Raw genomic sequence first — 14,267 nt, 5'->3', positions numbered from 1 at the left:
CTCGGCTTCGCTCGAGCAGGGGGGACGCGGTCCGGGAAGACGACACCGTCCGCGATGAACGCGCCGTCGTGGACGGTCTCGCCGAAGTCGCCGCCGTACGCCCAGCGATGGCCGGGCGCGGCGACACCGTTGTCGTACAGCCCGGCGCCCGCGCGCCCGGTGGGTCTGCCGTCGCTCACGCGTTGCAGAATTCCGTGGTCCCAGAACTCCCAGATGAACCCGCCCTGAAGACCCGGCGTGGACTCGATGGCCGCCCAATGGTCCGCCAGCGTGCCGTTGCTGTTGCCCATGGCGTGCGAGTACTCGCACTGGATCAGGGGCCGGGTCTGCCGGCCCGACAGGGCGTGGGCCACGCAGTCCTCGAGCGGTGCGTACATGGGGCAGGCGATGTCGGAGGCGTCGTCGGTCGCCGCCCAGTCGAGTTTGGCGGCGCTCTCGTACTGGATCGGCCGCGTCGGATCGTGCCGCCGCACCCAGCCGGCCGCCGCGTCGTGGTTCGCGCCGTAGTCGGACTCGTTGCCCAGCGACCAGATGATGATCGACGGGTGGTTCTTGTCGCGCAGCACCATCCGCGAGACCCGGTCCACGAAGGCGTTCAGACAGCGCGGGTCGTCGGCGATCTCGTGGGCGTGGTCGTGGGACTCGATGTCGGCCTCGTCGACGACGTAGAAGCCGAGCTCGTCGGCGAGGTCGTACAGGGTGGGGTCGTTCGGGTAGTGGGAGGTGCGGATCGCGTTGAAGCCGAACCGCTTCAGCAGCACCAGGTCCGCGCGCATGTCGCCGTACGACACCGTGCGGCCGGTCAGCGGATGGAAGTCGTGCCGGTTCACGCCCCGGATGAACACGCGCTCGCCGTTGACCAGCAGGTCCCGGCCGACGATCTCGACGTCGCGGAAGCCGACGCGGTGCCGCGAGGTGTCGGCGACCGTTCCATCGGCGCGGTGCAGGCGGACCGTGAGGTCGTACAGCTCCGGCGCCTCGGCGTTCCAGGTGCGCACGTCGGGGACGGTGGTGTGGAGGCGGGCCTCGCCGAGGAAGTCGGAGACGCGGTCGTCCTCGGCGTTGACGCGGTCGAACTCCGTGTCCTGCGTGAGGAGGCGGCCCTCCAGCTCGCCGCTGACGTACCACCCTTCCGGCAGTGCCCCGCGCGCGTCGCGCACCCGGCAGTCGATGCGCAGCTCGCCGTCCTGCCGCGCCCGCACGGTCACGTCGGCGAGGTGCAGGGGGTCGGTGGCGTACAGCAGTCGGCGTAGATCTGGGTGCCGTTCGCGGCGGCCTTGGCGAGCCAGGCGCGGGGCTCGGCCTCGAGGTGCACCAGGGCGGTGCGCGCCTCGGGCACCTCACCCATCAGCATGTCCTGCGAGTACGGGGGCTCCTGGCCGTGCGTGACCAGGGCCCGGTCGGCGATGGGGGTCCCCCCTGCTCGTGGGGGTCCCCCCGCTCGAGCGAAGCCGAGAGTGGGGGAGGAGCCGAGAGCTTGGGGGAGCGCGAGCGAGACGGTGACGGGGGTGGGCCAGCCGTTCGCGGTGCGGGAGAGCGAGAGGTCGATGTGTTCCTGGTCGCCGATGACGTCCCGGCAGTACGCGCCGCAGAAGTCGTCGCCGAAGACCGTGGCCAGGGAGGTTTTCAGGCCGAAGCGGGCGGCGGCCACCGCGAGGTTCGCGATGCCGCCCGGGCCGCAGCCCATGCCCGCCGTCCAGATCTCCTCGCCGGGCGTCGGTGCTTTGCCCAGGCCCGTGAGGACGAGGTCGTAGAAGAGCAGCCCGGTCAACAGCACCTCGGGCCGGTCGTCGTCCACGCGTGGGTCCTCTCGTCAGAACTGCTCAAACTCGGTGCACGGAATCGTGCGCTCATCGACGAGATTGGTCAATACTCAAGCAGAAGTGAGCATAGAAATGATTGAAGATGACGAGTAGTGTTCGCGGCGTGCTGGCAGAACGACGACACCAACTCATCCTGCGGGTCCTGCGCTCCGGCGGGCCTGCGTCGGTGACCGATCTCTCCGAGCAGCTCGGTGTGAGCCCGGCGACCATCCGGCGCGACCTCGTCAAGCTGGAGGAGGACGGCCTGCTCACGCGGGTGCACGGCGGCGCGGTCGTCGAGGAGGGCGACCAGCCCTTCGCCGAGGTCGCTGAGGTGCGCGTGTCCGAGAAGGACGCGATAGCCGCGCACGCCGCCGAGATGATCACGGACGGACAGTCGGTGCTGCTCGACATCGGGACCACCGCCTACCGCCTGGCCCGCCAGCTGCACGGCCGCCGGCTCACCGTGATCACCAGCAACCTCGTCGTCTACGAGGAGCTCGCCGACGACGAGGGCATCGAGCTGGTGCTGCTCGGCGGCATGGTCCGCCGAGAGTACCGCTCGCTGGTCGGCTTCCTCACCGAGGACAACCTGCGCCAGCTCCACGCGGACTGGCTCTTCCTCGGCACCAGCGGGGTCCGGCCCGGCGGGCAGGTGATGGACACGACGGTCGTCGAGGTACCGGTCAAGCGAGCCATGATCAAGGCGAGCGACAAGGTCGTGCTGCTCGCCGACTCGGCCAAGTTCCCGGGCACGGGTATGGCGAAGGTCTGCGGTCCCGAGGACCTGGATGTGGTGGTGTCGGACGCGCCGCTGAACGCGGTGACCCGCTCCTCGCTGGACGAGGCGGGCGTCGAGGTGATCGTGGCAGGAAAGGTGCAAGCGTGAAGCTGACTATTCTGGGCGGTGGCGGCTTCCGCGTCCCGCTCGTGTACGGGGCGCTCCTGACGGACCGCGCCGAGGGCCGCGTCACCCGGGTCGTGCTGCACGACCTGGACGCGGGCCGGCTCTCGGCCGTGACCCGGGTCCTGGCCGAGCAGGCCGCGGGGGTGCCCGGCGCGCCCGAGGTGACCGCCACGACCGATCTCGACGAGGCCCTGCGCGGCGCCGACTTCGTCTTCTCCGCGATCCGCGTCGGCGGCCTCGAGGGCAGGGCGAACGACGAGCGCGTGGCCCTCGCGGAGGGCGTCCTCGGCCAGGAGACGGTCGGCGCCGGGGGCATCGCCTACGGGCTGCGCACGGTCCCCGTCGCCGTCGACATCGCCCGGCGGGTGGCCCGGCTCGCCCCCGACGCCTGGGTCATCAACTTCACCAACCCGGCGGGCCTCGTCACGGAGGCCATGTCCCGCCACCTCGGCGACCGCGTCATCGGCATCTGCGACTCACCGGTCGGCCTCGGCCGCCGTATCGCCCGGGTGCTCGGCGCGAACCCGAGGGAGGCGTGGATCGACTACGTCGGCCTCAACCACCTCGGCTGGGTCCGCGGCCTGCGGATCGCCGGCCGCGACGAGCTCCCGCGCCTGCTCGCCGACCCCGACCTGCTCGGCTCCTTCGAGGAGGGCAAGCTCTTCGGGACGGAGTGGCTGCAGTCGCTGGGCGCGATCCCCAACGAGTATCTGCACTACTACTACTTCAACCGTGAGACCGTCCGCGCCTACCAGCACGCCGAGAAGACCCGCGGCGCCTTCCTGCGCGACCAGCAGGCGCACTTCTACGAACAGGTCACGCGGCCGGACGCCTCCGCCCTTCAGGCATGGGAACGCACCCGCGCCGAGCGGGAGGCGACCTACATGGCCGAGAACCGCGAGACCGCGGGCGCCGGCGAGCGCGAGGCCGACGACCTGTCCGGCGGCTACGAGAAGGTCGCCCTCGCCCTGATGCGGGCCATCGCGCGGGACGAGCGCACGACCCTGATCCTCAACGTCCGCAACCGCTGCACCCTGTCCGTCCTCGACACCGAGGCCGTGATCGAGGTTCCGTGCCTGGTCGACGCGAACGGTGCGCACCCGGTCGCGGTCGACCCGCTGCCGGGCCACGCCACCGGACTGGTCTGCGCGGTCAAGGCGGTGGAGCGCGAGGTGCTCGCCGCCGCCGATTCCGGCGACCGCGCGACGGCCGTGAAGGCGTTCGCCCTGCATCCGCTGGTCGACTCCGTGAACGTGGCCCGCAGGCTGGTCGAGGGCTACACGGCGGTCCACCCTGGGCTGGCGTACCTTAGGTGAACACCTCTCAGTAAGCGCTTTCTCCCTCTCGCTTCCCGCTCTCTCTGGAGACCCCGAATGCACGACGAACGCCGCCGGATCGAGGAGCGCGTCCAGCGCCTCCACGACCAGCGCATCAAGACCGCGATCCACGCCGCCACGGTTCCCCTCGAGGTGGAGGCCTGGCAGGCCCCGGGGGAGCCGGTCCCGTTCGCCGAGGCCGCTGCCGCGTCGTACGCGCCCTTCGCGATGGGCACCCCGTGGGGCCCGCCGTGGGGCACCACCTGGTTCCGCATGCGCGGGCAGGTGCCCTCGGAGTGGGCCGGCCGGCGCGTCGAGGCCGTCATCGACCTCGGCTTCGTGGGCGACTGGCCCGGCAACCAGGCCGAGGCCCTGGTGCACCTGACCGACGGCCGGCCGCTGAAGGCCGTCAACCCGCTCAACCAGTACGTCCCGATCGCCCACCCGGCCGTCGGCGGTGAGGAGATCCACTACCTCGTCGAGGCCGCCTCCAACCCGGACATCCTCGCGAACGACTTCGCGGCCCCCACCCCGCTCGGCGACGTGCTCACAGCCGGGGACAAGCCGCTCTACACCTTCCAGCGCGCCGACATCGCGATCCTCGACGAGGACGTCTGGCACCTCGACCTCGACATCCAGGTGCTGCGCGAGCTGATGCTGGAGCTCGGCGAGCACGACCCGCGCCGGCACGAGATCATGCACGCCCTCGACCGGGCGATGGACCTGCTCGACCTCGACGACATCTCCGGCTCGGCCGCCTCCGTGCGCGAGGCGCTGAAGCCGGTCCTCGCCAAGCCGGCGCACGCCAGCGCGCACATCGTCTCCGGGGTCGGCCACGCCCACATCGACTCGGCCTGGCTGTGGCCGATCCGCGAGACCAAGCGCAAGACCTCCCGCACCTTCTCGAACGTCACGTCCCTGGCCGACGAGTACGAGGAGTTCGTCTTCGCCTGCTCCCAGGCCCAGCAGTACGAGTGGGTGCGCGACAACTACCCGCACGTGTGGGCCCGTATCCAGGAGTCGGTGAAGAAGGGCCAGTGGGCGCCGGTCGGCGGCATGTGGGTGGAGGCCGACGGCAACCTGCCCGGCGGCGAGGCCCTGGCCCGCCAGCTCGTCCACGGCAAGCGGTTCTTCATCGAGCACTTCGGCATCGAGACCAAGGGCGTGTGGCTGCCGGACTCCTTCGGCTACACCGCGGCCTACCCGCAGCTCGCCAGGCTGGCCGGCAACGAGTGGTTCCTCACCCAGAAGATCTCCTGGAACCAGACCAACAAGTTCCCCCACCACACCTTCTGGTGGGAGGGCATCGACGGCACCCGCATCTTCACCCACTTCCCGCCGGTCGACACCTACAACGCCCGCTTCAGCGGCGAGGAGATGGCCCGGGCGGTGCGCAACTACCAGGAGAAGGGCGGCGCGACGCGCTCGCTGGCCCCCTTCGGCTGGGGCGACGGCGGTGGCGGCCCCACCCGCGAGATCATGGAACGGGCGCGGCGGCTGAAGAACCTGGAGGGCTCCGCCAGGGTCGAGGTCGAACACCCCGACGCGTTCTTCGCCAAGGCCCGCGAGGAGTACCCGGACGCCCCGGTGTGGGTGGGCGAGCTGTACCTGGAGCTGCACCGGGCCACCTACACCTCCCAGGCCCGCACCAAGCAGGGCAACCGGCGCAGCGAACACCGGCTGCGCGAGGCAGAGCTGTGGGCGACGACGGCCGCGCTGCACGCGCCGGGCTACGCGTACCCGTACGCGAAGCTCGACCGGCTGTGGAAGACGGTCCTGCTGCACCAGTTCCACGACATCCTGCCGGGCTCGTCGATCGCCTGGGTGCATCGCGAGGCCGAGGCCGAGTACGCCCGCGTCGCCCAGGAGCTGGAGCAGCTGACGGCGGAGGCGGTGGCCGCGCTGGGCGCCGGCGACACCCGTGTCTTCAACACCAGCCCCTTCGACCGCGCCGAGGTCGTCCGCGCGGCCACGGGCGTCCCGGCCTACGCCGAGGTACCGGCGAACGGCAGCGCGCCCGTCGCGGTAGCCGACCCGCCGCAGCCGGTCACGGTGAGCGGCCGTGTGCTCGACAACGGCCTCGTGCGCGTCGAGGTGGCGGCGGACGGCACGCTCGCCTCCGTACGCGACCTGCGGGCCGGTGGCCGTGAGGTCCTCGCCGACAAGGGCAATCTGCTCCGCCTGCACACCGACCTCCCGAACTACTGGGACGCCTGGGACGTCGACAAGCACTACAGGAACCGCTACACGGATCTGCTGGACGCCGACTCCGTGACGGTCGTCGAGGAGGACCCGCTGCTCGGCGCGATCCGCGTGGAGCGGAGCTTCGGCAAGGGCTCGAAGATCACGCAGACGATCACGCTTCGCGCCGGCAGTCCCCGTATCGACTTCGAGACGGACATCGACTGGCACGAGGCGGAGAAGTTCCTCAAGGCGGGCTTCCCGGTCGACATCCGCGCCCCGCACTCCTCCGCGGAGATCCAGTTCGGGCACATCCAGCGGCCCACCCACACCAACACCAGCTGGGAGGCGGCCCGTTTCGAGGTCTCCGGCCATCGCTGGGTGCACATCGCCGAGCCCGGCTACGGCGTCGCGGTCATCAACGACTCTACCTACGGCCACGACGTCTCCCGCACGGTCCGCGAGGACGGAGGTACGACCACCACGGTCCGCCTCAGCCTGGTCCGCGCCCCGCGCGTCCCGGACCCGGGTGCCGACCAGGGCCGCCATCGCTTCACGTACTCCCTCCTCCCGGGCGCGACCATCGATGACGCGGTCGCCGAGGGCTACGCCCTCAACCTCCCCCTCCGGGTGGCCGAGGCGGCGGGCGCGCCGGAGCCGATTGTCTCCGTCGACGGCGGGGGCGTGACCGTGGAGGCGGTGAAGCTCGCCGACGACGAGTCCGGTGACGTCGTCGTACGGCTCTACGAGTCCCGGGGCGGCCGCGTCGAGGGCGTGCTCCGCACGGGCTTCCCGCTCGCCGGCGCCCGGGTGACCGACCTGCTGGAGCGCCCGCTGGAGGACGCGGAGATCGTCGACGGCGGTGTCCCCGTCGACCTGCGGCCCTTCCAGATCCTGACGCTCCGTCTGCGGAGGGGCTGACCCGTGGCCATGCAACCCTGGTTCGCCGACGCCAAGTTGGGGATCTTCGTACACTGGGGCATATACGCCGTCGACGGCGTCCAGGAGTCCTGGTCGTTCTACGACGACATCGTGCCGCACGACCAGTACATGTCCCAGCTGGAGCGTTTCACCGGCGCCGACTACGATCCGAAGGCGTGGGCCGACCTGTTCGCCCGCGCCGGCGCCAAGTACGCCGTGCTGACGAGCCGTCACCATGACGGAGTGGCCCTGTGGGACACGCGGTACGGCGACCTCAACCTCGGCAAGGACTACATCGGCCCGTACGCCGAGGCCCTGCGCGAGAAGGGCCTCAAGGTCGGCCTGTACTACTCCCACTCCGACTGGAATCACCCCGACTACGCCTCCACGCGCAAGCCGGGCCGCCCGCCGGAGCTGGAGGACAACCGCTACTCCGAGGTGGCGGCCGAGGACGAGGACCTTCAGGCCTGGGAGCGGTTCATCGCCTACCGGGACGGCCAGATCAAGGAGTTGGCCTCCCGCTACCGTCCCGACCTGATGTGGTTCGACGGCGAATGGGACCGCAGCGAGGAGCAGTGGCGGATTCCCGAACTCGCCGCGCTCATCCGCAGTTACGTGCCCCACGTCGTCTTCAACGCCCGGATGCTCAGCGAGGGCGACTACGCCACCCCGGAGCAGGGCGCCCCCATCGTTCCCCCGGAGGGCCCCTGGGAGCTGTGCCTGACGATCAACGACTCCTGGGGCTACCAGCACCACGACCACAACCACAAGTCGCTGTCCCAGCTGATCCGCTACTTCACCGAGACCATGGGCGGAGGCGGCAACCTGCTCCTGGACGTCGGCCCGATGGAGGACGGCACCATCCCGCAGCCCCAGGTGGAGCGTCTGGAAGGCCTGGGGGAGTGGATCCGCAGGCATGCGGAGGCGGTGTACGGAACGGTGCGCGGCCTCCCGGCCGGACACCACTACGGCCCCAGCACACTCTCCGCCGACCGCCGCACCCTTTACCTGACCCTGTTCGACATCCCGCGCGCCGAGACAGGCGTCCGGGGCCTCGCCACACCGGTCCGCAAGGTCACCGTGCTCGGCACCGGCACCGAACTCGGCCACCGGGTCGTCGGCGGACTGCACGAGGCGGTCGGCGTGCTGTGGATCGACCCGCCGTCCGAGGCCGATCTGGACCCGTACGCCACCGTCCTCGCGGTCGAGTTGGACGGCGAGCTGGAGCTGTACCGGGGCTCGGGCCGCTTCTGACGGTCAGGGGGGTGCCCGACGCAGCGGGCACCCCCCTTTTTTTCCGTTCCTGGCTTCCTCGCTCAGCCGGTGAAGCCGGCCGTGATCGAGGTGAACTGCCAGTTGTTCTGGCTGATGCCGGAGCAGTTGCTCACCACGCCCCCGCCCGGGCACGGCCGGTCGCGGTTGACCGACCAGAAGGCGAGGCGGGCGATGTGGTGCGAGTTCGCCCAGTCTTTGATCTGGGTCCAGATCGCCGGGGTGGTGTTCTCCTGCTGGTCGGATAGGCCGTTCATGCCGGAGATGCCTATGTGGGAGTACGCGGTGGCGTCGTCCCAGCCGAAGGTCGACTTCAGCTTGGCCTTCAGGCCCTCGGCCGCGTTCACGGTGTTCCCGTACATGTCGGAGCCGCCGCCGAAGTCGAAGGGCATGATGGTGAAGACGTCGATGTTTGCGCCGAGCGACTGCGCCTGCTCTATGAGGCGGTTGCCGTAGTACGTCGGGCCGGTGGTGGACGTGCCGAAGGTGACGATGGTCTTCAGGCCGGGGTTGTTGGCCTTGACCGTCTTCAGGGCGGTGAGGATCTTCGCCTGGACGGCCTCGTTCTCGAACTCGTCCGAGTTCTCGATGTCCATGTCGATCGCCTTCAGGCCGTAGGCGTCGATCACCTTCTGCAGGGCCCCGGCGAGCGCGCTCGCCGAGGAGCAGTTGGCGCCGAGCTTGCTGCCCTGCCAGCCGCCGAACGAGGGGACGATGTCACCGCCGGCGGAGCGGATGGCGTTGATGGCGGTCTGGTCGACACCGCCGGTCAGCGGCCTGCTGCCGTCCCAGGCGGGGTTGCAGCCACCCGAGTCCAGCATGAACGCCATCGTGAACCACTTGATGCCCGTCGCGCTCATCACCGTCGTCGGGCTCGGCGGGTCGCCCCAGCCCTCGTACAGGTAGGGCGCGGCCTGCTTGAAGCCGGTGCCGCCACCGGTGCCCGCGTCCGTCGTGACGGTCACGGAGTTGGAGGCCGCGGAGGTGTTCCCGGCCGCGTCCCGCGCCTTCACGGTGAAGGTGTAGGAGGTGCTGGGCGACAGCCCGCCGACCGTGGCGGTCGTACCGGAGACGCTGAGCACCTGACTCGAGCCGCTGTAGATGTCGTACGCCGTCACACCGACGTTGTCCGTCGAGGGGTTCCACTTCAGCGACACGCTCGACGACGTCTTGCCCGTGGAGGTCAGTCCACCGGGGGCGGTCGGCGCCTGCGTGTCCGAACCACCGCCTCCGCCGGGGCCGTCGAGACTGATGTCGTCGGCGTAGTAGGAGCCCTGGGCGTACCAGCCGTGGACGTAGATCGTGGCACTGGTCTGCGAGGCGCCCGTGGTGAAGGACACCGACAGCTGGCTGTAGGCCGACGGGGACGTCGTCCAGGTGGAGGCGCCGCCGTCGACGCCGAGGTAGACGTAGCTGCCCCGCACCCAACCTTGAAGCGTGTACGTCGTGTTCGGCTGCACCGCCACGGTCTGGCTGCACTGGGCGTTGTCACTCGAAGTCACCGCACCCTGAAGGGCCTTGGACCCCCCGTGCACGGGCGAGGAGACGACCGAGCCGAGGTTCCCGGTGCAGGACCAGGGGGAGAGGGAGCCGGATTCGAAGCCGGGGTTGGTCAGAATGTTGGCCGCCTGGGCCGTGCCCGGCAGGGCGATGGCTCCACCGACCGCCAGAGCGGCGGAACCGAGCAGAGCGAGGAGCCGGCGTCTGGAACGCCTGAGTGTGGTGCGCACGCGATCTCCCTGGAGGATGTGGGGTGTTCGGGAGTGGCAGGGACATGCGAAACGATGCGCAACCAAGTTGGTATGGACCAATCCGCGTGTCAAGGAGAATGACGGAATTGGTCCATACCGGTGAGTGGAGAAACCCCGGTCTCGCGCGCACTGCGCTGAGCTACGGAGTCAGCACGATCCTGCCGAAGACCTCGCCGGCCTCCATCTTCCGGTGCGCCAGCACGGCTTGCTCCATCGGCAGCAGCTCGTGCACCACCGTCTGCAGTTCGCCGCGGCTCGCGGCGGCGAACTGCTCGGTCCTCACGGCACGCCGATCGGGTTCACCGACGGTGTCGGCGCTGAAGGTGGCGAACGATGTCGACTTCCGGAATGCTGCCATCAGGCTCGTGGCGAAGTCCTCCGGCGGCTGACCGGCGACCACGCCGACGGCCACCATGCGGCCGTTGGGATTGAGCTTGTCGAAGATCGAGGACATGTCCGCACCGGCGACGATGTCGATGATGACGTCGTAGCCCGCAGGAGCGTCCTCGTCCGTCTCACCGGAGCGGTCCAGCACATGCGTCGCGCCGAGCTTGCGCAGGCGGTCGCCGCGCTCGGCCGACGAAGTCGTGACCGCTACCGCTCCGGCACCACCACGAGCCGCGAGCTGGACCGCCATGATCCCGATGCTGCCGGCCGCGCCGCGCACCAGCACCGTCTCGCCCGGCGCGAAGTGGGCATGGGCAAGGCCGAAGTGCGCCACCACTCCGGAGCTACCGAGCGTCACCGCGTCGACAGCGGAAAGGTTCGCGGGGAGGGGGAGGATCTCCTCGACCGGGGCGATCGCCTGTTCCACGTAGCCGCCGCCCAGGCCGGTGAACGCCCATACGCGCCGGCCGATCCACGACGTGTCGACGCCGTCGCCGACTGCTGTCACCGTGCCCGCCACCTCGCTGCCGGGGATGTGGCCCTCCTGGAAACCGTAGGCAGCGACCGCGCCCCTTCTGATCACGGCGTCGACACCGCCGACGCCGATCGCCTCGGTGGTGACCAGCTGCCGGGCAAACGTTGCCTGCCGCGGCACTAGAGCGGCAGTGCCTCCGCCGCTGCTTCGACTGTCTCGACGGGCGCAGGAACCGTCGGCAGCAACGGCTCCGCCTGCTCGACCCGCTGCTGCGGCAGCGACACCGGTCGCAGCGGCCGAGGCCCCGACACCACCGTGTAGTCCTGCCCCAGGAACGGCGGCGTGATCTCCCCGGGATCCTCCCCGAGCGCCAACTGCACAGCCGCCCAAGGCGCGTTGACCCCGCACAGGGACAACTGGTGCAAGCCGCCGGCCGGGCGCGTGTTGACATCCATGAGCACGGGCTGCTCGCCGAACATCCGGAACTGGATGTTGGACAGGTAGTGCAGCCCGAACCCCTCCGCGATCCGCCGCGCCGGCTCCAGCCACTGCTCGTGCTGCGTGAAGCCGCGCCGGCGGCCGTTCTTGGTGCGGCCGATGGCCAGCCGCACCCGGTTGTCCGGTCCGGTGAGGCAGTCCACCGACACCTCCGGCTGCTCCAGGCGCGGCATCACCAGCCAGTCGACCGGCTCGTCGGCCTGCTCCAGCGCCTCCACGACCAGGTCCAGCGGCACGTAGGGGCTGGGAAACCCGGTGAGGTGCGCGAGCGAGAAGGGAGCGCGCGTGACGACCCGGAAGCCCACCCCGCCCGCACCGGACGCCGGCTTGAAGCACGCCTTATGCCCGCCGGCCTCCAACTCTTCCACCGAAGCGACGAGTCCGTCCGCCGTCCGCACCCGGAACCACGGCGGCACGGGCACACCGATCGCCTGCACGGCCTCGTAGGCGATCACCTTGTCCTCGAAGACGGCCACGGCCTCCGGCGGCGGCGCCAGCAGCGCCGTACCCACCGCCTCGAACTCGGAGCGGTGCGCCACGATCGCCGACTGGTGCAGGCGGGGCACGAAGACATCGATGCCACGCCGTGCGCACTGGTCGAGGGCGTACTCCACGTACGCGGCCGGGGAAAGGCCGTCCGGCTCCAGATCGGCGGTGTCCGCGGCGGCCAGGACGGGCGAGTCGGGGTCACCGTGCGTGGCGTGGATCTCGACGGCCCGGTCGCTGGGATTTCTCCGCAGCTGGTCCATGAAGAACACGTTCTCCGCGTACGTGCGGTTGAGCCAGACGCGTACGCGAGAGACCATGCAGGCCGCCTTTCACGGTTGTGCGGGCAGGGCGAAGCAGGCCGTGCCCGGCCAGGGGAGAGGGAGGTGCACCGAACCGCCGTACGCTTCTGCGGCGTCCGCGACGGATGTGCTGGGGCGATCATAGGCCCTTCCGGGCACCACCACTGCTACGCGCGTGTTACGGATTTTCCCCGGCTCTCGATCAGGCGGGGAGGGGCGTGTTGCGGGACGGCTGAGCACCCGGTGCACGTTGTTTCGGCCTGGCCCGGAACCTGCCGCGGGTCGCTCTTGTCCGTCCGCGGCCCGGTGTGGTCTTGTGGAGCCAATTCGGATCTCGAAAGGGGCGAGAGTGGAGTCGACGGACGGCCGTGGACGTCTGCTCGCCATCAGCGACCTGCACGTCGGGTACGCCGAGAACCGCGCCCTCGTCGAGCGCATGCGGCCCACGTCGGACGAGGACTGGCTGCTGGTCGCCGGTGACGTGGCCGAGACCGTCGCCGACATCCGCTGGGCCCTGGAACTGCTCGCCGGCCGCTTCAGCAAGGTGGTCTGGGCACCGGGCAACCACGAGCTGTGGACCCACGGGAAGGACACCGTCACCCTGCGCGGCGTCGAGCGGTACGAGCACCTGGTGGCCGTGTGCCGGGAGTTGGGCGTGACGACCCCCGAGGACCCCTACCCGGTCTGGGAGGGCCCGGGCGGTCCGGCGGTCGTCGCCCCGCTGTTCCTCCTCTACGACTACTCGTTCCTGCCGAAGGGATGCACGACCAAGGAGCAGGGGCTCGCCTACGCGCACGGCACCGGGATCGTGTGCACGGACGAGCACCTGCTGCACCCCGACCCCTATCCCAGCCGCGAGGCGTGGTGCCGGGCCCGGGTGGCCGAAACCGAGCGCAGGCTGACGGAGATCCCCGGCGATCTCCCCGTGGTGCTGGTGAACCACTACCCGCTGGACCGGCACCCGACGGACATCCTGCGCTACCCCGAGTTCGCCATGTGGTGCGGTACCCGCCTGACCGCCGACTGGCACCGCCGCTTCCCGGTGGCGTGCATCGTCTACGGCCATCTGCACATCCCACGGACCACCCACCACGAGGGCGTCCGCTTCGAAGAGGTGTCCCTGGGCTACCCCCGTGAGTGGGGCCCGCGCCCGCAGCCGCCAGGGGAGCTGCGGCGCATTCTGCCGATGGAGGACCAAGCAGGTGATCGAGGAGCTGCTTCCGGGGCCGGTCGCGGTCGTGGAGGCGCACGGCCGTGACGCGCTCGGCGAGGGCGTCAGTCTCTACCCCGAGGAAGAAGCGGTCATAGCGCGGGCGGTGGACAAGCGGCGCCGGGAGTTCACCGCCGTACGGGCCTGCGCACGGCATGCCATGGAGAAGCTCGGAGTCCCGCCGCAGCCGGTCCTGCCCGGCGAGCGCGGTGCACCGCGCTGGCCGGACGGGCTGATCGGCAGCATGACGCACTGCGACGGCTACTGTGCCGCCGCACTGGCCCCGGTCGGCGAGCTCGCCTCGCTCGGCATCGACGCCGAACCCCACGACCGGCTGCCGGACGGCGTACTGGACGCGGTGGCCCTGCCCACCGAGCGGACGCGGCTGCGGGGCCTTGCCCGCAGCCGTCCTTCCGTCCACTGGGACCGGCTGCTGTTCAGCGCCAAGGAGTCGGTCTACAAGGCGTGGTTCCCCCTGACCGGCAAGTGGCTCGACTTCCTCGAGGCCGACGTGGAGATCGACCCGGGCGCCGCCCTCCGGGCCCCGGACTCGCCGGATTCGTCGGACTCCCGGGCCGCTTCGGAGCCGTCCGACTCGCGGGCCGCCTCGGACGCCTCCGGCGGCTTCCGGGCACGGCTCCTCGTGCCGGGCCCGCTGGTCGACGGCCGCCGCGTCGAGGCCTTCGACGGTCGCTGGACCGTACGCGGGGGCCTGCTCGCCACGGCCGTCGCCGTGCGCCACTTCTGAGTCGCCCTCCG

9 protein-coding genes and 2 pseudogenes are annotated in these 14,267 nt (G+C 70.5%); 6 read left to right on the top strand and 5 right to left on the bottom strand.

Annotation, left to right across the window (positions count from 1 at the left end; genetic code table 11):
* Window positions 1-26 precede the first annotated feature (26 nt).
* A pseudogene (locus AB0N14_RS15465) lies at window positions 27-1,244 on the bottom strand (glycoside hydrolase family 2 TIM barrel-domain containing protein); the annotation flags it as partial.
* Window positions 1,244-1,798, bottom strand: a pseudogene (locus tag AB0N14_RS15460) (carbohydrate kinase family protein); the annotation flags it as partial. The pseudogenes AB0N14_RS15465 and AB0N14_RS15460, both read right to left, overlap by 1 nt.
* Window positions 1,799-1,926: 128 nt before the next feature.
* Between AB0N14_RS15460 and AB0N14_RS15455 the strand changes: the two are divergent.
* From AB0N14_RS15455 to AB0N14_RS15440, 4 genes are read left to right on the top strand one after another with little or no spacing between them, the layout of a single operon-like run.
* Window positions 1,927-2,691 (top strand): DeoR/GlpR family DNA-binding transcription regulator, encoded by a 765-nt coding sequence (locus AB0N14_RS15455; protein WP_366026146.1) that lies wholly within the window; start codon window positions 1,927-1,929, stop codon window positions 2,689-2,691.
* A complete protein-coding gene (locus AB0N14_RS15450) occupies window positions 2,688-4,025 on the top strand; it encodes a 6-phospho-beta-glucosidase (RefSeq protein ID WP_366026145.1) in 1,338 nt (445 codons plus the stop codon). Before AB0N14_RS15455 ends, AB0N14_RS15450 begins: the two co-directional genes overlap by 4 nt.
* Before the next feature lie 57 nt (window positions 4,026-4,082).
* Complete coding sequence (locus tag AB0N14_RS15445) at window positions 4,083-7,127, top strand: glycoside hydrolase family 38 C-terminal domain-containing protein (protein ID WP_366026144.1); 3,045 nt, start codon at window positions 4,083-4,085, stop codon at window positions 7,125-7,127.
* A gap of 3 nt (window positions 7,128-7,130) precedes the next feature.
* Window positions 7,131-8,381, top strand: a complete 1,251-nt coding sequence (locus AB0N14_RS15440; RefSeq protein WP_366026143.1) for an alpha-L-fucosidase — start codon at window positions 7,131-7,133, stop codon at window positions 8,379-8,381.
* A gap of 62 nt (window positions 8,382-8,443) precedes the next feature.
* Here the strand turns inward: AB0N14_RS15440 and AB0N14_RS15435 are convergent, their stop codons facing one another.
* The 3 genes from AB0N14_RS15435 to AB0N14_RS15425 all read right to left on the bottom strand — a co-directional run bounded on the left by AB0N14_RS15435 (window position 8,444) and on the right by AB0N14_RS15425 (window position 12,316).
* Window positions 8,444-10,129: a carbohydrate binding domain-containing protein gene (locus AB0N14_RS15435; protein WP_366026142.1), complete on the bottom strand. Its 1,686-nt coding sequence runs from the start codon at window positions 10,127-10,129 to the stop codon at window positions 8,444-8,446.
* Between the two features lie 160 nt (window positions 10,130-10,289).
* Complete coding sequence (locus tag AB0N14_RS15430) at window positions 10,290-11,192, bottom strand: zinc-binding dehydrogenase (RefSeq protein WP_366026141.1); 903 nt, start codon at window positions 11,190-11,192, stop codon at window positions 10,290-10,292.
* On the bottom strand, window positions 11,192-12,316 hold the full coding sequence (locus AB0N14_RS15425) for an ATP-grasp domain-containing protein (RefSeq protein WP_366026140.1): 1,125 nt from the start codon (window positions 12,314-12,316) through the stop codon (window positions 11,192-11,194). The genes AB0N14_RS15430 and AB0N14_RS15425 overlap by 1 nt, the downstream gene beginning before the upstream one ends.
* A gap of 331 nt (window positions 12,317-12,647) precedes the next feature.
* Here AB0N14_RS15425 and AB0N14_RS15420 point away from each other — a divergent pair, with 331 nt between their 5' ends.
* Window positions 12,648-13,556 carry a metallophosphoesterase gene (locus AB0N14_RS15420; protein WP_366026139.1) on the top strand — a complete coding sequence of 303 codons (909 nt, stop codon included), beginning with the start codon at window positions 12,648-12,650 and terminating at the stop codon, window positions 13,554-13,556.
* Entirely contained in the window at window positions 13,501-14,256 is a 756-nt protein-coding gene (locus tag AB0N14_RS15415; RefSeq protein WP_366026138.1) for a 4'-phosphopantetheinyl transferase superfamily protein, read from the top strand. The genes AB0N14_RS15420 and AB0N14_RS15415 overlap by 56 nt, the downstream gene beginning before the upstream one ends.
* Window positions 14,257-14,267: the final 11 nt, after the last annotated feature.

The sequence above is a fragment of the Streptomyces sp. NPDC051104 genome, from assembly GCF_040682835.1.
Taxonomy (GTDB): Bacteria; Actinomycetota; Actinomycetes; order Streptomycetales; family Streptomycetaceae; genus Streptomyces; species Streptomyces cynarae.
This window is presented reverse-complemented; position numbering and strand designations above follow the sequence as displayed.